Source organism: Actinomadura sp. RB99 (assembly GCF_014706005.1).
In the GTDB taxonomy this organism is placed as follows: domain Bacteria; phylum Actinomycetota; class Actinomycetes; order Streptosporangiales; family Streptosporangiaceae; genus Spirillospora.
The window spans coordinates 85,689-106,241 of the sequence record NZ_JABMCA010000019.1 but is presented as its reverse complement, the minus strand read 5'-3'; the positions used below and the strand labels follow the sequence as shown (position 1 = coordinate 106,241).

The window sequence follows — 20,553 nt, the reverse complement described above, 5'->3', positions numbered from 1 at the left end:
CCCGACTCCGATGTCCGATTTCACCCTCACGCTGATCAAGCTGGCGTTCCTCGCGGTGCTCTGGCTCTTCGTCATCGCGGCCGTCGGTGTGATCAGGGCCGACCTGTTCGGCTCGAAGGCGGCGACGAAGGCGGCCACGCGCGCGGCCCAGCCCCCCCGGCCCCCGAAGGCGGGCCGGCCGCAGATGGCGGCGCCCCCGCCGCCCCGCCGCGGCGCCCAGGGCGGCGCCCCCAGCAAGCTCGTGGTCGTCCAGGGCGAGCGGGCCGGCACCGTCATCGATCTCACGGGGGTGCCCATCACCATCGGTCGCGCCAATGACGCCACGCTCGTGGTGACCGACGACTACGCTTCGAGCCGGCATGCCCGACTTTATGCGCAGGACGGTCAGTGGATCGTGGAAGATCTCGGCTCGACCAATGGCACATATCTCGGACGCACGAAGGTGACCCGGCCGATGCCGGTGCCGCCCGGCGTACCGGTCCGTATCGGCAAGACCGTGATCGAGCTGCGCAAATGACACTGGGAATCCGCTACGCCGCGCGCTCCGACGTCGGCATGCTGCGCGAGGGCAACGAGGACTCGGCGTACGCGGGGGCGCACCTGCTCGCGGTGGCCGACGGGATGGGCGGGCACGTCGGCGGCGAGATCGCCAGTGCCGCCGCGATCGACGCGCTGCGCGGGCTGGACAAGGACCTGCCCGCGAACGAGCTGCTGGCCGCGCTCGAGCACACGGTGAAGACGGCCAACGACAACCTGCACCGCATCGTGGAGTCCGACCCGGCCCTGCAGGGCATGGGCACGACGCTGACGGCGATGCTGTGGGCGGGCAACCAGGTCGCGCTGGTGCACATCGGGGACTCGCGCGCCTACCTGCTGCGCGACGGCAGCCTCTTCCAGATCACGCACGACCACACGCTGGTGCAGTCGCTGGTGGACGAGGGCCGGATCAGCCCGGACGAGGCGGCGACGCACCCGCAGCGGTCGCTGCTGCTGCGCGCGCTGGACGGCCGCGGCGAGGTCGACCCGGACCTGTCGCTGCGGGAGGCGAAGGTCGGGGACCGCTACCTGCTGTGCTCGGACGGGCTGTCCGGCGTGGTGACGGCGGAGACGATCTTCCAGGTGCTGACCGACGTGGACGAGCCCGAGCAGGCCGTCCGGCAGCTCATCGACCTGGCGAACCGGGGCGGCGGCCCGGACAACATCACCTGCGTGGTCGCGGACGTGGTGGACCTGGAGCGGCATCCGCCGACGGGCGGTCCGGGGCACGCGGTGGGCGCGGCGGCGAACGCCGCGCCGCCGGACCCGCCGGGCGGCGGCACGGGCGCGAACGTCACGGTGGCGGACACCCCGGCGGGGCGCGCGGCGCAGCTGCGGGACACGATGCCGCAGCCGCCGGTCGCGGTGGACGAGATGCCGCCGCCGGCGCCGATGCCGATGAACGAGCCGATGGCGGGGCCTCCCGGTTCGATGCCGCAGGGCATGCAGGAGCCGATGGCGGCGCCGCGGCGGCGCGGCGGGGGCGCGCGCCGGTGGACGTGGCTGATCGTGGTGGCGGGCGTCGTGGTGGTGGCCGTGGTGGCGGGCGGTTTCGTGCTGGTGCAGAACGTCCGGAACGGCTACTACATCGGCTCGGAGGACGGCAAGGTCGTCCTGTACCGGGGGACGACGCAGAAGGTGCCGGGGATCAGCCTGTCCCGGAAGGCCGACAAGCAGCCGAACCCGCCGATCCTCGTCGCGGACCTGCCGCTGGACCTGCAGGCGCAGGTCAAGGGCACCTACAGTGTCAACGGCCCGTCCGCGCTCAACGACCTGAAGAACCGCGTGTGCAAGTACGTCCTGACCGAGGAGGCCGGGAAGGTCGTCGTGGTCAAGGGGCAGGGCCAGCGCAACTGCCAGGAGAAGAAGATCACCAACAGCGACATCCCGCTCAGCGAGCTGCCGACCTCGGACGCCACCGCCGTGACGAAGGGCGGTCTCGCGTTCATCGGGCAGCAGGCGGCCGAGGCGAAGCTGAAGGAGCTCGGCGACCGCCGCAACGAGTGCAAGGGGAGCAACCCGTCCATCAAGGACTGCCCTTCCGACGGGGGTAGCCATAGATGAGCTCGCTCGGGGAGCAGATCAGGGCGGTCCTGCCCTACCAGCGGCGCAACGCGGCGTCGTTCGCGCTGCTGGCGTTCGCGATGGTGCTGACGCTGTCGGCGTTCGCGGAGGTCGGGCTGGCCCGTGACGGGCACATCCCCGCGGGGCTGTTCACCTTCGGCGGCGGCTTGGTGGTGCTCGCGCTCGCCGCCTACTTCGTGCAGACGAAGTTCCTGCCGTACGCCGACCCGCTGCTGCTGCCGCTGGCGGTGGCGCTGAACGGGCTCGGGCTGGCGATGATCTACCGGCTCGACCTGGACACCAGCGACACCAAGAAGGCCGCGCAGCTGGCCGGCAAGAAGCTGATCAAGGACGCGGCGGACGCGCCCGGGCAGCTGCTGTGGACGTTCGTCGGGATCGGGCTGTTCGTCGCCGCGGTCCTGATCATGCGGGACACCACCAAGACCGACGCGCCGCTGTCGTTCACGCCGAAGACCGCGCAGCGCTACACGTACCTGACCGGCCTGATCGCGATCATCCTCCTGCTGCTGCCGATCGTGCCGGGCATCGGCGCGGAGATCAACGGCGCGCGGGTGTGGATCCATGTCGGGCCGCTGTCGGTGCAGCCTGGCGAGTTCGCCAAGCTGCTGCTCGTCGTGTTCTTCGCCGGGTACCTGGTGAACAAGCGGCAGGCGATGTCGCTGATCGGCAAGAAGATCGGCCCGTTCAGCCTGCCGCGCGCCCGCGACCTGGGCCCGATCGTCGTGATCTGGTTCTTCTGCCTGGGCGTGCTGTTCATGCAGAAGGACCTCGGCACGGCGCTGCTGTTCTTCGGCCTGTTCGTGTCGATGCTGTACATCGCGACGCAGCGGGTGTCGTGGGTGGCGATCGGCGTCGGGCTGCTGGCGGTGGGCGTGCTCGTCGCGACGCAGCTGCCGTTCATGGCGCACGTCAACCAGCGCATCGACATCTGGCAGAACCCGAAGCCGTACTTCGACGGCGGCTGCCTGCTGCACAGCGGCAAGGTCGTCCCGGTCAACCCGGACACGACGATCTACAAGCAGTTCAAGGCGGCGGGCAGCGGCTACCCGGGCTTCGCGGCCTGCGCGAAGCTCGGCGGCGAGTACTCCGACAGCCGGCAGCTGATGATGGGGCTGTTCGCGCTCGGCGAGGGCGGGGTGCTCGGCACCGGGCTCGGGCAGGGCCAGCCGTGGCAGACGCCGCTGTCGTTCAGCGACTTCATCTTCGACTCCATGGGCGAGGAACTCGGGCTCACCGGGCTCATGGCCCTGCTGCTCGTCTACGCCTTAATCGTGCAGCGCGGCATGAAGACGGCGGTCGCCGCGCGGGACCCGTACCTCAAGCTGTTCGCGGGCGGCGTCTCGTTCGTGCTGGGCCTCCAGGTCTTCGTGATCGTCGGCGGGGTGACCAAGCTGATCCCGCTGACCGGTCTGACCACGCCGTTCCTGTCCCAGGGCGGTTCGTCGCTGATGGCGAACTGGATCCTGATCGCCATCCTGGTCCGGATGAGCCACGACGCCCGCAAGCCCGCCCCGCAGGCCATCCAGGACGAGGGCATGACCCAGATCGTGAGCACGAGGTGATCTCCGCTCCATGAACATGGACAAGCCGATCCGGTGGGTGGCCGTCTTCGCGCTGTTGCTGTTCTTCGGGCTGATGGCGCAGGTGAACTACGTCCAGGGCAGCGAGGCGGAGAGCCTGCGCACCGACCCGCACAACGCGCGGCAGTACCAGGACGTGTTCAACTCGCCGCGCGGGCAGATCTCGGCGGGCGGCGAGGTGCTGGTGACGTCCACGCCGACGGGCAAGGACAACCCGAAGTACGGCCGGACCTACAAGGACGGGCCGATCTTCGCGCCGATCACCGGGTACTTCAACGGGAACGCCACCCAGGTCGAGCGGGCCTACAACTCGCTGCTGGGCGGCAAGGACAAGCGGATCGCCAACCAGCACTGGTTCGACACGTTCATCGGCAAGAAGCCGGAGGGCGCGAACCTCGAGCTGACGATCAACCCGCAGGCGCAGCGGACCGCGTACGCGCAGCTGAAGGCGCAGACGGCGCCCGGCCGCCGCGGCGGCGCGGTGGTCATCGACGCCAAGACCGGCGCCGTCCAGGTGGCGGCGTCGTGGCCGTCCTTCGACCCGAACGAGGTGGCGCCGCAGACCGGCGACAAGGGCGTGAAGCGGCTGGAGCAGCTGGACAAGGGCAGCGGCGTGATCCGGCCGCTGAACGACAACGCGCTGAGCCAGACGTTCCCGCCGGGGTCGACGTTCAAGACGGTGACGGCGACGGCCGCCATGAACCAGCTCGGCATGAACGACCAGACCGTGGTCGACACCTCGCCGCTGACCCTGCCGGAGTCCGGCACGAACCTGCCGAACGACAGCGACAGCGGCTCCTGCGGCGGCCGGGCGCCGCTGAAGGGCGCGTACGCCGAGTCCTGCAACACCTCGTTCGGGCGGCTGGCCCTCCAGCTCGGCATCGAGCGGCTGAACCGGGGCGCCGCCGAGTACGGGTTCGGCAAGTCGGTGAAGCTCGAGCCGATGATGCCCGCCGCGGAGAGCGACGTGCCGGTGAACTACACCGACGCCGACGGCAAGCAGCAGCACACCGGCCAGGACGCGACGGCGCGGTCCGGTATCGGGCAGGAGAACGTGCGGGCCACCCCGCTGCAGATGGCGATGGTCGCGGCGGCGATCGTGAACCACGGCAAGCTGATGAACCCCTACGTCGTCAACACCGTCCGCGCGAAGGACCAGAGCGAGCTCTACGCCGCCTCGCCGAAGGAGTACAGCCAGCCGCTGTCGAGCGACCAGGCGTCCCAGTTCGAGGACATGATGCGCGCCGTGGTCCAGGCGGGCACCGCGAAGAACCTGCAGGGCTCGAACATCGCCGGTAAGACCGGTACGGCGGAGCAGGGCCCCGGCATCCCGAACGCGCGCTGGTTCGTCGGGTTCGCCCCGGCGGACAACCCGCGGTACGGGTTCGCGGTGATGACCGAGGGCAGCGGCTTCGGTGCGACCGGCGCGGGCCCGATCGCCGCGGCGATCATGCGCCAGGTGTTGAAGAAGTGAGCGCGGGCCTCGTCCTGAACCACCGGTACCGGCTGCTGGAGCGGCTGGCCACCGGCGGGATGGGCGAGGTCTGGCGGGCCCGGGACGAGTCGCTGGGCCGCCCGGTGGCGGTGAAGCTGCTGCGGCTGGAGCTCGGCGGGGACGTGTCGGCGCGGGCCCGGTTCGAGTCGGAGGCGCAGTTCGCGGCGGGCTTGCAGCACACGGGGATCGCGCAGGCGTTCGACTACGGCGAGCAGAACGGCCGGACGTTCCTGGTCATGGAGCTGGTCCCGGGCGAGCCCCTGGACGAGATCCTCGTCCGCGACGGCGGGCTGCCGGTGGAGGCCGTGCTGGACCTGCTCGTCCAGGCGGGCCGCGCCCTCGCCGTGGCGCACGAGGCGGGGATCGTGCACCGGGACGTCAAGCCGGCGAACCTGATGGTGTCGCCGGACGGCACCCTGAAGATCACCGACTTCGGGATCGCCCGGCGGCTGGCGGCGGCGTCGCAGACCGCGACCGGGATGGTCATGGGGACGGCGCACTACATCTCGCCGGAGCAGGCGTCGGCGAGCGGGATCACCACCGCCGCGGACCTGTACTCGCTGGGCGTGGTGGCCTACGAGTGCCTGGCCGGGGTGCCGCCGTTCGACGGGCAGACGCCGGTGGAGGTGGCGCTCAAGCACGTCCGGGACGCGCCCCCGGCGCTGCCGGCGCGGGTGCCGGAGCCGGTGCGCGCGCTGATCATGGCGATGCTGGCGAAGGACCCGGCGGACCGCCCGGACGGGGCGGCCGCGGTCGCGGACCGGGCCCTGGCGATCCGCCGCTCGCTGAGCACGGGCCGCCGGGCGCGGGACGGCCGGGCCGGCGCGGAGCGCCCGACGGTCGTCGATCCGCTGGCGGCGCCGCTGCGCACGGCGGCCGGCCCCGAGCGGACGGACCCCCACGCATCCGCTTTGTCGGGATTTGACGCAGACGGTGCGGAGGATAACCTCACCACCGGGACAGTGACCGGGCAACGGCGCACGGTACTGGCGTTCACCTCGGTCGCAGCCGTGCTGCTGGTGGTGGGAGCCATCGTCGTCGGCTCGCTGTGGAAGGGCGCGTCGGGTGCGGCCCGCGACCGGCGGGACGCGCCGCGGGCCCCGGTCATGAGCCCGGTCGGCGGTGACAGCGTCGACGATCCGGCCACCGCTCCCGGCAGACCGTCCGCGGACCGGACACCGACCCCCACACCGGCTGTCACCCGGCCGCACCGGACGCATAGGATCCGTCCGTCAGCGCCACGGAGCCGCACCGCGTCTCCTCCGCACAAGCCGACCACGAAACCGTCCCGGGCGACTCCCACCGCCCCTGAGCCAACACCGACACCGACGGCGAGCACCACGACTCCGTCAACTCCGAGCCCGGATCCCTCGCCCACGCAGAGCGGGGAGCTAAGTTCGGACAACAAGGTGTAGACGTACGAGGGAAAGTGCACATATGAGTCAACCTCGGCTGCTCGGCGGCCGCTACGAGCTCGACACGGTGATCGGGCGCGGCGGCATGGCCGAGGTCTACCGTGCTCGTGACCTGCGATTGGATCGCGTGGTCGCGATCAAGACCCTGCGCTCCGACCTGGCGCGCGACCCCACGTTCCAGGCCCGGTTCCGGCGCGAGGCCCAGTCCGCCGCGTCGCTGAACCACCCCTCCGTCATCGCGGTGTACGACACCGGCGAGGACATGATCGGCGACACCCCGATCCCCTACATCGTGATGGAGTACGTCGACGGCAGCACGCTGCGCGACCTGCTGCGGGAGAACCGCGCGCTGCTGCCGGAGAAGGCGCTGGAGATCACCGACGGCATCCTGCGCGCGCTGGACTACAGCCACCGCGGCGGGATCGTCCACCGCGACATCAAGCCGGCCAACGTGATGCTCACCCGGCAGCACGAGGTCAAGGTCATGGACTTCGGCATCGCCCGGGCGATGGCCGACTCGGCGTCCACGATGACGCAGACCGCGCAGGTGATCGGCACCGCGCAGTACCTGTCGCCGGAGCAGGCGCAGGCCAAGCGCGTCGACGCCCGCAGCGACATCTACTCGACCGGCTGCGTGCTGTACGAGCTGCTCACCGGCCGCCCCCCGTTCACAGGCGACTCCCCGGTGGCGATCGCCTACCAGCACGTCCGGGAGGAGCCGGTCCCGCCGTCGCAGGTCGATCCGAACATCCCGCAGTGGGCGGACGCGATCGTCCTGAAGGCGATGGCGAAGGACCCCGACCACCGCTACCAGAACGCGACGGAGTTCCGGCAGGAGATCCAGCGCGTCCTGCAGGGCCAGCCGGTGGCGTCGACGGCGGCGTCCACCATGCTGATGAGCGGGCAGCCGCAGGGCACGCAGGTCATGGGCGGCTACCCCGGCGGCGGCGCGCACACGCAGGTGCAGCGGCCGGTGGACGACGGCTACAACCTGCCGCCCGTCCACTACGACGAGGATCCCGAGCACCGCGGCGGCGGCAAGAAGGCGGCGCTGTGGATCGCGCTCGCCGTGGTCTTCATCGGCGGCGCCGCGCTGATCGGCTGGATGATGAGCGGCGGCGGCGGTGACGGCGGGAACGACAAGGTCGCCATCCCGACGTCGATCGTGAACCAGGACGCGAAGACCGCGTCGGCGCAGCTCACCAAGCTCGGCTTCAAGGTCGGCACGCCGCAGACCGACTACAGCGACGACGTCGACAGGGGTTCCGTCATCACCTCGACGCCGAAGCCGGGCTCCAGCCTGGACAAGGGCGCGTCGGTCGTCCTCCTGGTCTCCAAGGGGCCGAAGCCGGTGCCGAAGGTCGAGGTGCCGGACGTGACCGGCAAGCCGTACTCGGTGGCGAAGAACATGCTGGAGGAGAAGGGCTTCAAGGTCGAGAAATCGGTGCAGACGAGCGACAGCGTCCCGCGGCTCAGCGTGATCAGCACCGACCCGACGGCCGGCTCGCAGGTGAAGCCGCACTCGACGGTGACCGTCGTCATCTCGAACGGCCCGAGCAACCTGAAGGTCCCGGCGCTGTTCAACAGCAGCAAGCGGGCCGCCTGCGCCAAGCTGGAGAGCCTCGGCTTGAAGTGCAAGGTGCAGGAGGGCGCGCCGCCGCCGGACAAGCAGGTCGCGACCGGCTTCGTCTACGACCAGTCGCCCGGCCAGGACGCGACGGTGGCGCCCGGCGACACGGTGACGATCTTCGTGGCGCAGCAGCCGACGCAGCCCCCGAACCCGACGGGTTCCCCGACCACCGGGGTCCCGCAGTTCCCGGGCTTCGGCAACTGACCGCCCCCACCCGCAGACATTGAAGGGCCCGCCCCACGGGGGACGGGCCCTTCAACGTCCTCGCACCCGGCCAACGGGCATGCCGCACCGTCGCAGGGCAGCAGATGATCGTCCGTAAGCCGAGCCGGCGACGACCGGAACGTTGCGATCGCGTGCGAAGCCAGATTCGAACGAAGCGAGAATCTGATCGCGCAGCGAGCCCCCCGGGCGAGTCGGAGCGATGCAGCGATCGCCGCAGGGCCCGCCGAAGGAAGGCCGTCTAGCGGCCTGACGCCAAGGGCCCTGCAGACAAAAAGGAGGGCTTCCGCCACTCGGGGGCAATGGCGGAAGCCCTCGATAGGTCTTCGTGTGGGGCGTCTCAGACGTTACGGGTTTCAACCGAATTTTTCTCACGAATCCGGCACGCACCCGTCTTCGCAGGTCAGCGGCCTGACGTCACGGGGCCTGGAGTGAACTCAGCCGGGTTTCGCGGGGGTGGTGCTGGTGGGGGTGGGGGTGCCGTCCACGACGCCGTGGTCGAGCTGGACCTTGGGTTCGAGCCAGGGGAAGACGCCCCACCAGAGGACGGCGGCGACGACGGCGACCAGGGCCAGGGCGATGCCGGTCTTGGCGGGCCAGGTGCCGGGGAGGTGGCGCCAGATCCAGGCGTACACGGTGTCTCCTACCTTCCGGCGACGGTGGACGGGGCGCCGGGCTTGACGCGGGTCACGGCGGACGTCAGCTCACCGAAGACGATCATCCGCTTGGCGGCGGAGTACTTCGGGTGGCAGGTGGTGAGGGTGATCATCCGGTCGGTGGGCCGGCGGCCGGGGTGGAACGGGACCGGGGCGGTGACGTCGACCTCGGTGGGCTTGACGATCCTGCGGTCGGTGACCTTGTAGACGTACTGGCCGTCGCGGGTGTCGATGAGGATCTCGTCGCCGCGGTCGAGCTCGCCGAGCTTGTTGAAGGGCGCGGAGTAGGTCGTCCGGTGGCCGGAGACGACGAAGTTGCCGACCTGGCCGGGCAGCGCGGTGCCGGGGTAGTGGCCGGGGCCCTTGCGCAGGTCGGAGACGCCGACGCCCTCGATGATCACGTAGTGGTACTTCTTGCCGAACTTCGGGATGCGGATCATGGCGAGGCCGTTGCCGAGCCGGACCTTCTCGGTGGTGACCTTGGGCGCCTGCCAGGACTTCAGCAGCTGCTTGCCGAGCCGGTCCTGCTGGGCGCTGGTGTACTGGCCGGTGCCCCACAGCTCGTAGGTGACGAACAGCATCACGATGACGCCGGCGGTGATGCACAGCTCGCCGAGGCCACGGATCACCAACCGCACCGCGCGTCCCCCTCCCGAGGCTCAGTGGGCGCCTCGCGGCGCCTCCGTCGGCACCGTAGCGTGCTTCATGGTCACGTTGCCGGTGTAGGCGGGAAGGACGGCGCGCGCGAGCGTGCGCACGGAGTAGCCGAGCCCGTAGGCGCGGACGTACTTGCGGTAGATCGCGATGTCGCGGGACGCGGCGAGGGCGGCGTGCAGGCGGGCGGGGTCGCCGACGGCGGTGATCCGGAAGGGCGGCGAGTACACGACGCCCTGGAGGATGAGGGTGTTGCCGACGCACCGGACGGCGCTGGTGGCGATCACCCGCTGGTCCATGATCTGCATGGCGCGGGCGCCGCCGGCCCAGAGCGCGTTGACGACGGCCTGGACGTCGCTCTGGTGGACGACGAGGTCGTCGGGGCGGACGCCGGACGGGAGGCCGCCGGACGGCTGCGGCGCGTCGTCCAGGGACACCCGGACGGCGGGGCCGGTGTAGGCGGTGAAGCCGGCGGCGGGGGCGAGCCGGTCGGCGTCGCCCTGGGCCTGCTTCACGCGGGCGTCGGTGCGGCCGGCGGCGCGGGAGAGGGCGTCGACGTCGCGGCGCAGCCGCCGGTAGTCGGCGCGTTCACGGCGGTTGTCGCGCTGCTCGTCGCCGATGAGGTCGGTGACGCGGGTGCGGCCCTCGTCGCGCAGGCTGGTGCCGCGGGCCGTGCTCGCGCTCGCCGCGAACAGGGTCCCCGCGAGGAGCGTCAGAGCTGGGATGATGCTTCCCCACGCCGAACGCCGTACCCTCATCATCCAGAACTGCTCATCAGACAGTGCTCACCAGCGACTACGCTAACCGACAAACCACCCATGCGCGGTCCGGCGCTCCGGCCGCCGGGCGCTCGAGGAGATCGATCCCACCGTGGCCAAGTCCAAAGTGCGCAAGAAGGCCGTTTACACGCCCCCGCAGAAGTCGAAGGCGCCGGAGGTCAGCCCGCGCTGGCTGGTCCCGACGATGGTCGCGCTGTGGCTGATCGGCCTGGCCTGGATCGCGGTCTTCTACGTGACGGCCAGCACCGGCACGAACGTGCCGTTCATGTCCGACCTGCACAACTGGAACCTGGGGATCGGCTTCGTGGCGATCATCCTGGGCGTGGTGCTGTCGACGCGCTGGCGCTGATCCGGGCTGGATACCCGCTTTCGCGGCGCACGAATCCACGAAAGTTATCCACAGGCTGGGGATCCCTGGCCGGGTCTTTCCCCAGGTTTTCCACAGGCCGGGTACCGAACGGTCTTCGGAGCCCCGGGGCCGTCCACGGAAGAGCCGCCCGCACCCCCGAGGGGCACGGGCGGCTTCCGCGCGCCCAGTGGCCGTCCTGCGGCCGTCAGGTCAGCGCCAGCGTCTTGACCGTCACCAGGACCGCCAGCGCCACGAACGTGACCGCCGGCATCCCGATGTGGAGCAGCCGCCGCTGCGCCGCCGGCGCGTACGCGTACGCCAGCGCGATCAGCGCGCCGACGACGAGCCCGCCGACGTGCCCCTCCCAGGAGATCCCCTTCACCGAGAAGGTGATCGCCAGGTTGATCACCAGCAGGAACAGGATCGGGCCGGCGGGCGCGCCCAGCCGGCGGCCGATCACGAAGTACGCCCCGAACAGGCCGAAGATGGCCCCGGACGCCCCCACCGCCGCGCCGCTCGGGTCGACCAGGTACAGCAGCACCGAGCCGCCCAGCCCCGACAGCAGGTACAGCGCCAGGTAGCGCCACCGGCCGAGGACCTGCTCCAGCGCCGGCCCCACCGCGTACAGCGCCCACATGTTGAACAGGATGTGGGTGAAGCCGAACGACCCCCCGCGCTCGTGCAGGAACATCGTCGTGACCAGCCGGTACCACTGCCCCCCGGCGACCCCGATGACCTCCCCGTCCGGCTGCACCCACCGGCCCAGCATCATGAAGTCCGTGACGACGCGCATCGACGCCAGCTCGGCGAGGTACACCGCGATGCACAGGCCGATCAGCGTGTACGTGACGACGGGGACCGTCGACACCGGGCCGCGCGCGCCCAGCACCGTTCGCGGGGCGGTGCTGCGCCCGCCGCGGTTCCCTCCGGCGACGCACTCGACGCACTGGTGCCCCACCGCCGCGTCCCGCATGCAGTCGGGGCAGATGTAGCGGTCGCACCGCGTGCAGCGGACATGGCTCTCCCGCCCCGGATGCCGGTAGCAGGTCGGCACCGAGGTCTCGGGCGCGGGACTTTGTTCTGTGCTCATCCGGTCTCCGTCGGGCCGTGGCGGGATGTCACCCGGCGCTGGGTCTCACCCAGGGAAACGACTAACGCCGCTCGATCGTCACCGATTCGATGACGACGTCCTCCTGGGGGCGGTCCATCCTGCCGGTCGGGACGGTGCTGATCCGGTCGACCACGTCGGTGCCCTCGACGACCTTGCCGAAGATGGTGTGGCGGCCGGTCAGGTGCTGCACCTGCCCGATGTTGTCGGTGGTGATGAAGAACTGCGAGCCGTTGGTGCCGGGCCCGGCGTTCGCCATCGCCAGCAGGTACGGCTTGTTGAACTTCAGGTCCGGGTGGAACTCGTCCTTGAACTTGTAGCCCGGGCCGCCGGTGCCGGTGCCCAGCGGGTCACCGCCCTGGATCATGAAGCCCGGGATGACGCGGTGGAAGATCGTGCCGTTGTACAGCGGCGCCTCGGACTTGGCCCCGGTGCTCGGGTCCGTCCAGACGCGCTTGCCCTCCGCCAGCTCGGTGAAGTTCGCCACCGTCTCCGGCGCCTGCTCCGGGTACAGCTGGATCACGATCTTGCCGAGCGACGTGGTGAGCGTCGCGAAGGTCTCGTTGGCCACGCTGGCCGCCTCCTCGTGAAGTGGATTTTCCGTGCGTTCCTCGGGTCCCGGCCAGGCCCGGATCCGTCACCGTCCGTGATCGGCCGATCGCGCGCGACGGGTTTACCTTCCGGCTCTCGGGAAGGCTGCCTGACAGGACCTCGCAAACAGGGAGGTTAGCGTGTCCCTAATGATTAGTATCCGCCAGAAGCCGCAGGACGAGATGCTCAGGCGGCTGAGCCGCGTCCAGGAAGCGGCCCGCCAGGGCGCCGGACGCGCCCAGGAGGGCGCCTCCGCCATGGCGGAGCGGATGATGCCGGCCGCCCAGGACCAGTTGATGGTCGTGCGCGGCTGGAGCGCGCCGCGGCTGCGGATGGCGGCCCAGTACGTGGAGACCGGGCTCGCCCCGCGGGTGAGCGCGTTCCTCGGCGACGTCGCCCAGCGGGTGGAGCCGCCGAAGGCCAAGCCGCGGCGCGGCGCCATGATGGCGATGATGGGCGTGGTGGCGGCCGCCGGGATGGCCGGCATCGTGCTGACCAAGCGCGACGCCATGCGCGACATGGCCGGGGGTTCCGGGGAGAACGGGGAGGCCGTGTCGGCCGACTCGATGACGGTCTCCGGGTCCGACGTCGACGGCCAGGTCCACTCGCACTGACCGTCCGCCCGTCCGCGCGAGCGCGGGGCCCGTGCCGCACCGCCGGCCGGGCCCCGCCTCATGCGGTCCGCACGTCATGCGGTCCTCGCGTTCCACCGTTTCCTACCAACCGGTACGGTGAACGCCATGTCGCCGAATCCGCGCTCCATGGCGCAGCGTCTGGCCGGCCGGGCCAGGGACCGGGCCCGCCGCGGGCTGCACACGGCGGTGCACGCCGGCTGGCAGTGGATCCAGCGGCAGGGCGAGATCACCCCGCACACGCCGGGCCGGCGCCGCTTCGCCTACCTCGGCGAGGGCGCCTGCATCGGCTTCCCGGTCGGCGCGATCTACGGCGAGCCGTGGATCTCGATCGGCGACCACACGCTCGTCGGCACGCACGTGACGATCTCGGCGGGCTTCGTCCCCGGGCTCGACCTCGGCCCGGACGTCATCGTGAAGATCGGGTCGAGCTGCTCGCTCGGCCGCGGCACGCACATCGTCGGGCACCAGTCCATCGAGATCGGCAACGACGTCTTCACGGGCCCGAACGTCTACATCACCGACCAGAACCACACCTACGGCGACGTCGCGATGCCCATTGGCCGGCAGTGGCCGGAGAACAACCCGGTGGTGATCGGCGACGGCTGCTGGATCGGCACCGGCGCGATCATCCTGCCCGGGACCCGCCTCGGCCGGAACGTCGCCGTGGCGGGTGGCGCGGTCGTCCGCGGCGAGTTCCCCGACCATGCGGTCATCGGCGGCGTGCCCGCCAAGGTGCTGCGCAGCTACGACGCGGAGAACGGCTGGCAGCCGCCGCTGCGCAACAGCCCGCTGATGTCGCTGGACGAGCTCGCCGCCCTCTCCGTCGACGGCCTGGAGGGCCTCCAGCTCCTCCAGGACAAGCTCCGCGAGGAAGCCGGCTGACCGGAGCCGACGGCTCCGGCGCGCATGTGTGGTCCGTCCTGGCGCGGCGAATAGGGCCCGGGAAATGAGTCCCTTTCAGCGCCGGATGCCCGACCGAAATTCATTACCCTGTCCGCTATGTCTCTTAAGGTGCTATTCGCGCCGCTGCTCGTGGCCGCCGCCTCGCTGACCGCCTGCGGGCAGGGAACCCCTGACACGCCGGACGCGGCGAAGAGCCCGGCCTCCGCCTCACCGACCGCGAGCGCCGGTGCGGGCGCGTCCCGCCGTCCCGGCGCGATCCGCTCGCTCCGCCCGGTCGCGAAGATCACTTCCGCGTGCGCGCTGCTGACCGCCGCCGAACTGAAGACGCTGCTCGGCGGCTCCTCCAGCCGGACGGCGATCACGGCCACCCCGAAGATCTCCGACGGTGACCACGAGTGCATCTACGGCACCAAGACGGCCAAGCCCTTCGCGCTGGTCGTCACCACCAGCAGCACCCGCGCGTTCACCCCGCAGAAGTCCATCAACGCGATAGCCAACGCCGCCCACGTCAAGACGCGGAGGGTGCCCGGCATCGGGTCCGCCGCGGTGTTCTACATCACCGACGGCGGCGTCGGCCTGATCGCGGCCGGCAAGAAGTCCTACGGGCAGACCCGAACCGTGATCTTCAGCGCCCCCAAGGTCGTGCCCGGCCGCAAGTTCGCCGAAGTCGCCCGCCTGGTCATCAGCCGGATCTGAGCCGTCATGCAGGCCGAAGCCCCGTCCGGTCCTCCGGACGGGGCTTCCGCGCGTTTCGGATCAGTTGTAGCGGGCGGCGCGGCGGTCTCCGCCGTCGCGGCGCTTGCCGCCACCGCCGCCGTAGGAGCGGCGGCCGCCGTGCGAGCCGCCCGCGGACCGGGGACCGCCGCCGCGGCGCTCACCGCCCGCGTACGAGCCGCGGTGCTCGCCGAACCCGCCGCCCTCGCGGCGCGGCTCGTACGAGCCCTCGCCGCCGCGGCCCTCGGAGCGCTGCCCGCCGTCCTGCCGGTCGAACGAGCGCCCGCCGCGGCCGCCGCCGAACCCGCGCCCGCCGCGGCGCCCGCCCGGACGGCCGCCCCGGCCGCCCTCGCGGCGCGGCCGCTCCGGGATGAGCGGCTCCTCGATCGGGATGCCGGACGGGACGCGCGCCCCGGTCAGCTTCACGAGCTCGGAGTCGCCGCTGGTCACCCGGACGCGCGGCGCGTTGATGCCGGCGCGGCGGGTCATCGCGGACGTGGACCGGACCTGGTGCGGCAGGACGAGCGTGACGACGGTGCCGCGCTCGCCGGCGCGGGCGGTGCGGCCCGCGCGGTGCATGTAGTCCTTGTGGTCGGCCGGCGGGTCGACGTGCATGACGAGCGACACGTCGTCGACGTGGATGCCGCGGGCGGCGACGTCCGTGGCGACCAGCACGCTGATCGAGCCCTCGCGGAACTCGGCGAGCGTGCGGGTGCGCAGGCCCTGGCTCTTGCCGCCGTGCAGGCCCGCCGCGCGGACGCCGACCTGCGTGAGCTGCTTGGCGAGCCGGTCGACGCCGTGCTTGGTGCGGGCGAACAGGATCGTCCTGCCCTCGCGGTTGGCGATCTCGGCGGTGATCGCGCCCTTCTCCTTGGGCGCCACCAGCAGCAGGTGGTGCTCCATCGTGTCGACGGACTCGTCCACCGGGCCGATCGCGTGCGTCACCGGGTCGTTCAGGTACCGCTTGACGAGGACGTCCACGTCCTTGTCGAGGGTCGCGGAGAACAGCAGCCGCTGCCCGCCGGGCTTGGCGGCGTCGAGGATGTCGGTGACGTCGGGCAGGAAGCCCATGTCGGCCATGTGGTCGGCCTCGTCCAGCACCGCGATCTCGATGTCGGACAGGTCGCAGGCGCCCTGCCGCATCAGGTCCTTGAGCCGGCCGGGGGTGGCGACGAGGACCTCGACGCCGCGGCGCAGCGCGTCGATCTGCTTGAACATCGACGTCTGGCCGATAACGGTCTTGAACTTGAGCCCGAGGCCGCGGCCGAGCGGCTCCAGGTTGGTCTGCACCTGCTGGGCCAGCTCGCGGGTCGGGACGAGGATGAGCGCGAGCGGGCGCTTCGGCGCGGCGCGGCGGCCCGACAGGCGGGCGAGCAGCGGCAGGCCGAAGGCGAGGGTCTTGCCGGAGCCCGTCTTACCGCGGCCGAGGACGTCGCGTCCCGCCATGACGTCGGGGATCGCGGCGGCCTGGATCGGGAACGGGGCCTCGATGCCCTGGCGGGCCAGGGCGGACACCAGCGCGGCCGGGAGGCCGAGCTCGGCGAAGGTGGGAACCCGCTCGACGTCCGCGGTCACGCCCTCGGGCGCGGCCGGCAGGTCGGCGGACGGGTTCTGTGCAGCAGCAGCTGTGGTCACGCATTACCTTCCGAGAGGGGGGCACGTCTCGGGAGGCACCACGGTGTGATCGCCGGAAACGCGATCGGTGCGCTACAAGGACGAGCCTGGCGCCATCGGGGCGCCGAAGATTGATTCGTAGAGTCTAACGTCGGCCGGGTGCCTCCTTATGCCCCGTCCCGGGTGGAACATTCGCCCCGGCCGCCTCAGCATGCGCAGGAGATGCCCGTGACGGGCGCCGTGAGGGGGTCCGGGGACCGGCGGGTGACGGCGCCGGAGGCGGTCGCGACGGGGTATCCCTCGCGCGCCCAGTACTCGAACCCGCCGATCATCTCCTTGACCGGACGGCCGAGCTTGGCGAACTCCAGGGCGGCCTTCTGCGCGCCGTTGCAGCCGGGTCCCCAGCAGTAGACGACCACGGTCGCACCCTCAGGGAGCAACGCGGCGGCGCGCGCCGCGATTTCCGCGGTCGGCAGGTGAACGGCGCCGTCCACGTGCCCCTGGGCCCAGCTCTCGGCGCTGCGGGTGTCGACGACGACGATCCCGGGCGTCCCGGCGGCGAGGTCGGCGGCCACGTCGGAGGCGTCGGTCTCGAAGGCGAGGCGGGCGGCGAAGTGCCGACGCGCCTCGTCGGGGCGGGCGGCGGGCACGGCGTTGACGGCGCTCATCGGCGGCTCCTTCTGCTCGTTCTGGGCGTTCTTTCCGGATGCCTCGATCCTCGGGCCGAGGACCTGGTGTCCGGGAGTGGCATGAATGCCGGGTATCGCTAATATCGCGCCATGCGCCTCGCCGCTCCCGCCGCCATGCACCCCGCCGCTCCGGCCGCCATGCGGCTCGCCGCTCCCGCCCGCCGGCACACCGTCTCGGTGCTGGCGTTCGACGGCATGGCGCCGTTCGAGCTCGGCTCCGTCGTCGAGGTGTTCGGCCTGCCCCGCCCCGAACTCGACGTCCCCTGGTACGACCTGCGCGTCTGCTCGCTGGAGCGTGGCCCGATGCGCGCCGTCGGCGGGTTCACGATGACCGCCGAGCACGACCTGGACGCGTTCGCGTCCGCCGACACGGTGATGGTCGTCGCCGTCCCGGACGTCCGCGGCGAACCCGCGCCCGAGGTCGTCGCGGCGCTGCGGAAGGCGCACGCGCGCGGCGCACGCGTCGTGTCCATCTGCTCCGGCGCGTTCGCACTGGCCGCCGCCGGCCTCCTGGACGGGCGCCAGGCCACGACGCACTGGCGGTACGCGGACCTGCTGCAGCGCCGCTACCCGGACGTCCGCGTGACCCCCGATGTGCTGTACGTGGACGGCGACGACGTCCTCACCGGCGCAGGCAGCGCCGCCGGGCTCGACATGTGCCTGCACCTCGTCCGCAAGGACCACGGCGCCCGGGTCGCCAACGCGGTCGCGCGCCGCCTGGTGGTCCCGCCGCACCGGGAGGGCGGGCAGGCGCAGTTCGTCGAGGCCGCCGTCACCCCGCCCGCCGAGGACGACCCGGTCGCGCGGAGCATGCGGTGGGCGCTCGACCACCTCGCCGAGCCGATCACCGTCGCGCGGATGGCGCAGGAGGCGCACCTCGCGCCCCGCACCTTCATCCGGCACTTCAACCGGCAGACCGGGACCAGCCCGCTGCGCTGGGTCGTCACGCAGCGGATCATGGCCGCGCTGCCGCTGCTGGAGGACGGCACCGTGCCGATCGAGGAGATCGGCACGGCGGTCGGCTTCGAGAGCCCGGTGACCTTCCGGCACCATTTCGGGCGCGCCATGCGGACCTCGCCGTCCGCCTACCGCCGCACCTTCCGCGCCACCGCCGCCTCCTGAGCCGGGCACGGCGCGGAGAGGCGCGCGCACAGGGCGTATGAGGATCGCCACCTTCCGGTTCGCCGCCGACGACGCCGGGTAGCGACTCGTCGCGGAAGGAGACGATGTGCAACCGACGACGAGCACGGCGGGGCGGCCGAAGCCCTGGCTGCGGGTGTTCTGGGCGGGTCTCGCGCTGTGGGCCGCGTCCGTCCTCGTCACCGTGGTCACCGCGAACGCGAACCTGCTGCCGACGATCGTCCTGCTGGGCAGCTTCCTCGTCCCTGTGACGTTCGTGGTGTGGGCCTACGAGCACGGGACGTCCGGAGAGGTCACCGTCCCGCTGCTGTTCCGCGCGTTCGTCGTCGGCGGCGTCCTCGGCGTGCTCGGCGCGTCGCTGCTGGAGCGCTACCTGCTGCATCCGTCGCTGTGGCGGTACTTCGGCGTGGGATTCATCGAGGAGGCCGTCAAGGTGGCGGCCCTGCTCTACGTCGCACGGCACCTCCGCGCGCGCACACTGCGGGACGGCCTCGTCCTCGGCGCGACCGTAGGGTTCGGGTTCGCCGCGTTCGCGCTGCTGTGGCTGAACGCGCTGGCGGACCGGTCGCGCGAGCGGCCGCGGCCGCCCACGGCCCGTCCCGAGGACTACCTGGAGTCGGGCCACCCGAAGCCGCGCCGCTAGCGGCGGACGACCGGCGCCTGCCGGTCGATCTCGCGCCCGAGCGCGACGACCATCCCGTCGAACGCGTCAGCGCCGTACCGGCCGCGGGCGCCGTGTGAGCGACGTTACGACGACTCGTAGTACTACAAGCCGTAGTATTTCTTACAGGACGTAGTACTACAGCTCGTAGTAGATGAGCCGGAGAGGCGCCCGCCCATGGACTCGGTCGACATCGCACGGTGGCAGTTCGGGATCACCACCGTCTACCACTTCCTGTTCGTCCCGCTCACCATCGGACTGTCCGCCCTGGTCGCGGGCCTGGAGACGGCGTGGCTGCGGACCGGCAGGACGCAGTACCTGCGCGCCACGAAGTTCTGGGGGAAGCTCTTCCTGATCAACTTCGCGATGGGGATCGTCACCGGCATCGTGCAGGAGTTCCAGTTCGGGATGAACTGGAGTGACTACTCCCGCTTCGTCGGCGACATCTTCGGCGCCCCGCTCGCCATCGAGGGCCTCCTCGCGTTCTTCGTCGAGTCGACCTTCCTCGGCCTGTGGATCTTCGGCTGGGACCGGCTCGACCGCCGGCTGCACAACGCCTGCATCTGGCTCGTCCACATCGGCACCCTGCTGTCGGCGTACTTCATCCTCGCCGCCAACTCGTGGATGCAGCACCCCGTCGGCTACCGGATCGACCACGCGACCGGACGCGCCCGCCTCACCGACTTCTGGGCCGTCCTCACCAACTCCACCCAGCTCGTCTCGTTCCCGCACACGATCACCGCGGCGTTCGTCACCGGCGGCCTGTTCATGGCGGGCGTCAGCGCCTGGCACCTCGCCCGCCGCAAGAACATCGAGGTCTTCCGCCCGTCGCTGAAGGTCGCGCTCGCCGTCACCGCCGTCGCCTCCATCGGCGTCGCGATCACCGGGGACCTCCAGGGCAAGGTCATGACCGAGCAGCAGCCGATGAAGATGGCCGCCGCCGAGGCCCTCTACGAGACCGAGCGGCCCGCCTCGTTCTCCGTCCTCACCATCGGCACGCCCGACGGCCACCGGGAGGTCTTCGGGATCAAGGTGCCGCGCGTCCTGTCGTTCCTCGCCACCGGCAGCTTCGACGGCGAGGTCAAGGGCATCAACGACGTCCAGGCCGCTGAGGAGGCCCGCTTCGGGCCCGGCAACTACCGGCCCGCCGTCCCCGTCGCCTACTGGAACTTCCGCGTCATGGCCGGCGTCGGGATCCTCACCGCGCTCGTCTCGCTCGCCGGGCTGTGGCTGCTGCGGCGCGGGCGGCTGCCGTCCAACCGCTGGGTGTACCGCGCCGGCGTGCTGTCGCTGACGCTCCCGTTCATCGGCAACTCCGCCGGATGGATCTTCACCGAGACCGGACGGCAGCCCTGGTCGGTGTTCGGCGTGCTCAAGACCTCCGCGAGCGTCTCGCCCGGGGTGTCGCCGACGTCGATGCTCATCTCCGTCGTCTCGCTGACCGCGCTGTACGGCGTCCTCCTGGTCATCGAGGTCGGGCTGATGCTCAAGTACGCCAAGGCCGGGCCGCCCACGGAGGACGAGGTGCTGCCCCCGCCGTCCGGCGACGACTCCGACGACGCCGACGCCGAGCGCTCGCTCGCGTTCGCCTACTGAG

Annotated in this window: 20 protein-coding genes; 13 read left to right on the top strand and 7 right to left on the bottom strand. The window is 71.3% G+C overall.

Features of this window, described 5'->3' with window-relative positions:
- Positions 1-10 precede the first annotated feature (10 nt).
- The 6 genes from amrb99_RS19435 to pknB are packed head-to-tail and all read left to right on the top strand — an operon-like array spanning position 11 to position 8,445.
- Complete coding sequence (locus tag amrb99_RS19435; protein ID WP_190857761.1) at positions 11-517, top strand: FHA domain-containing protein; 507 nt, start codon at positions 11-13, stop codon at positions 515-517.
- A complete protein-coding gene (locus amrb99_RS19430) occupies positions 514-2,100 on the top strand; it encodes a Stp1/IreP family PP2C-type Ser/Thr phosphatase (RefSeq protein WP_190857760.1) in 1,587 nt (528 codons plus the stop codon). The genes amrb99_RS19435 and amrb99_RS19430 overlap by 4 nt, the downstream gene beginning before the upstream one ends.
- A complete protein-coding gene (locus amrb99_RS19425) occupies positions 2,097-3,683 on the top strand; it encodes an FtsW/RodA/SpoVE family cell cycle protein (RefSeq protein ID WP_190857759.1) in 1,587 nt (528 codons plus the stop codon). Before amrb99_RS19430 ends, amrb99_RS19425 begins: the two co-directional genes overlap by 4 nt.
- A 10-nt stretch (positions 3,684-3,693) precedes the next feature.
- Positions 3,694-5,175, top strand: coding sequence for a penicillin-binding transpeptidase domain-containing protein (locus amrb99_RS19420; protein WP_190857758.1), 1,482 nt, complete (start codon positions 3,694-3,696; stop codon positions 5,173-5,175).
- A complete protein-coding gene (locus tag amrb99_RS19415; protein ID WP_190857757.1) occupies positions 5,172-6,611 on the top strand; it encodes a protein kinase in 1,440 nt (479 codons plus the stop codon). The genes amrb99_RS19420 and amrb99_RS19415 overlap by 4 nt, the downstream gene beginning before the upstream one ends.
- Before the next feature lie 22 nt (positions 6,612-6,633).
- Positions 6,634-8,445 carry a Stk1 family PASTA domain-containing Ser/Thr kinase gene (pknB, locus tag amrb99_RS19410; protein WP_190857754.1) on the top strand — a complete coding sequence of 604 codons (1,812 nt, stop codon included), beginning with the start codon at positions 6,634-6,636 and terminating at the stop codon, positions 8,443-8,445.
- 455 nt (positions 8,446-8,900) lie between these two features.
- Here the strand turns inward: pknB and amrb99_RS19405 are convergent, their stop codons facing one another.
- Genes amrb99_RS19405 through amrb99_RS19395 form a run of 3 tightly spaced genes read right to left on the bottom strand, consistent with a single transcriptional unit; the run spans position 8,901 to position 10,531 of the window.
- Positions 8,901-9,098 carry a hypothetical protein gene (locus tag amrb99_RS19405; protein WP_190857752.1) on the bottom strand — a complete coding sequence of 66 codons (198 nt, stop codon included), beginning with the start codon at positions 9,096-9,098 and terminating at the stop codon, positions 8,901-8,903.
- An 8-nt stretch (positions 9,099-9,106) separates the two neighbouring features.
- Entirely contained in the window at positions 9,107-9,757 is a 651-nt protein-coding gene (locus amrb99_RS19400) for a class E sortase (RefSeq protein ID WP_347256749.1), read from the bottom strand.
- Between the two features lie 21 nt (positions 9,758-9,778).
- Positions 9,779-10,531, bottom strand: a complete 753-nt coding sequence (locus amrb99_RS19395) for a DUF881 domain-containing protein (RefSeq protein WP_241755690.1) — start codon at positions 10,529-10,531, stop codon at positions 9,779-9,781.
- Between the two features lie 112 nt (positions 10,532-10,643).
- On the opposite strand from amrb99_RS19395, the gene amrb99_RS19390 reads away from it, so the two are divergent.
- On the top strand, positions 10,644-10,901 hold the full coding sequence (locus amrb99_RS19390; protein WP_151541695.1) for a cell division protein CrgA: 258 nt from the start codon (positions 10,644-10,646) through the stop codon (positions 10,899-10,901).
- Positions 10,902-11,106: 205 nt separating this feature from the next.
- Here amrb99_RS19390 and amrb99_RS19385 read toward each other — a convergent pair whose 3' ends face one another.
- Complete coding sequence (locus amrb99_RS19385) at positions 11,107-11,991, bottom strand: rhomboid family intramembrane serine protease (protein WP_190857749.1); 885 nt, start codon at positions 11,989-11,991, stop codon at positions 11,107-11,109.
- Positions 11,992-12,052: 61 nt separating this feature from the next.
- A complete protein-coding gene (locus amrb99_RS19380; RefSeq protein ID WP_190857747.1) occupies positions 12,053-12,580 on the bottom strand; it encodes a peptidylprolyl isomerase in 528 nt (175 codons plus the stop codon).
- Between the two features lie 169 nt (positions 12,581-12,749).
- Here amrb99_RS19380 and amrb99_RS19375 point away from each other — a divergent pair, with 169 nt between their 5' ends.
- The 3 genes from amrb99_RS19375 to amrb99_RS19365 all read left to right on the top strand — a co-directional run bounded on the left by amrb99_RS19375 (position 12,750) and on the right by amrb99_RS19365 (position 14,834).
- Positions 12,750-13,214 carry a hypothetical protein gene (locus tag amrb99_RS19375; protein WP_190857745.1) on the top strand — a complete coding sequence of 155 codons (465 nt, stop codon included), beginning with the start codon at positions 12,750-12,752 and terminating at the stop codon, positions 13,212-13,214.
- 126 nt (positions 13,215-13,340) lie between these two features.
- Positions 13,341-14,117 carry an acyltransferase gene (locus amrb99_RS19370; protein WP_190857742.1) on the top strand — a complete coding sequence of 259 codons (777 nt, stop codon included), beginning with the start codon at positions 13,341-13,343 and terminating at the stop codon, positions 14,115-14,117.
- A gap of 117 nt (positions 14,118-14,234) precedes the next feature.
- Complete coding sequence (locus amrb99_RS19365; RefSeq protein WP_190857740.1) at positions 14,235-14,834, top strand: hypothetical protein; 600 nt, start codon at positions 14,235-14,237, stop codon at positions 14,832-14,834.
- Between the two features lie 60 nt (positions 14,835-14,894).
- On the opposite strand, the gene amrb99_RS19360 is transcribed toward amrb99_RS19365, so the two are convergent.
- Positions 14,895-16,427: a DEAD/DEAH box helicase gene (locus amrb99_RS19360; protein WP_190857894.1), complete on the bottom strand. Its 1,533-nt coding sequence runs from the start codon at positions 16,425-16,427 to the stop codon at positions 14,895-14,897.
- A 245-nt stretch (positions 16,428-16,672) separates the two neighbouring features.
- Positions 16,673-17,134 carry a rhodanese-like domain-containing protein gene (locus amrb99_RS19355; RefSeq protein WP_190857737.1) on the bottom strand — a complete coding sequence of 154 codons (462 nt, stop codon included), beginning with the start codon at positions 17,132-17,134 and terminating at the stop codon, positions 16,673-16,675.
- A gap of 111 nt (positions 17,135-17,245) precedes the next feature.
- Between amrb99_RS19355 and amrb99_RS19350 the strand changes: the two genes are divergently transcribed.
- The 3 genes from amrb99_RS19350 to amrb99_RS19340 all read left to right on the top strand — a co-directional run bounded on the left by amrb99_RS19350 (position 17,246) and on the right by amrb99_RS19340 (position 20,552).
- The gene (locus tag amrb99_RS19350; protein WP_347256748.1) at positions 17,246-18,277 is read left to right on the top strand and encodes a helix-turn-helix domain-containing protein; all 1,032 of its coding nucleotides are present in this window, start codon (positions 17,246-17,248) and stop codon (positions 18,275-18,277) included.
- A gap of 106 nt (positions 18,278-18,383) precedes the next feature.
- Positions 18,384-18,938 (top strand): PrsW family glutamic-type intramembrane protease, encoded by a 555-nt coding sequence (locus amrb99_RS19345; protein ID WP_190857734.1) that lies wholly within the window; start codon positions 18,384-18,386, stop codon positions 18,936-18,938.
- A gap of 195 nt (positions 18,939-19,133) precedes the next feature.
- The gene (locus tag amrb99_RS19340; protein ID WP_190857731.1) at positions 19,134-20,552 is read left to right on the top strand and encodes a cytochrome ubiquinol oxidase subunit I; all 1,419 of its coding nucleotides are present in this window, start codon (positions 19,134-19,136) and stop codon (positions 20,550-20,552) included.
- Position 20,553: the final 1 nt, after the last annotated feature.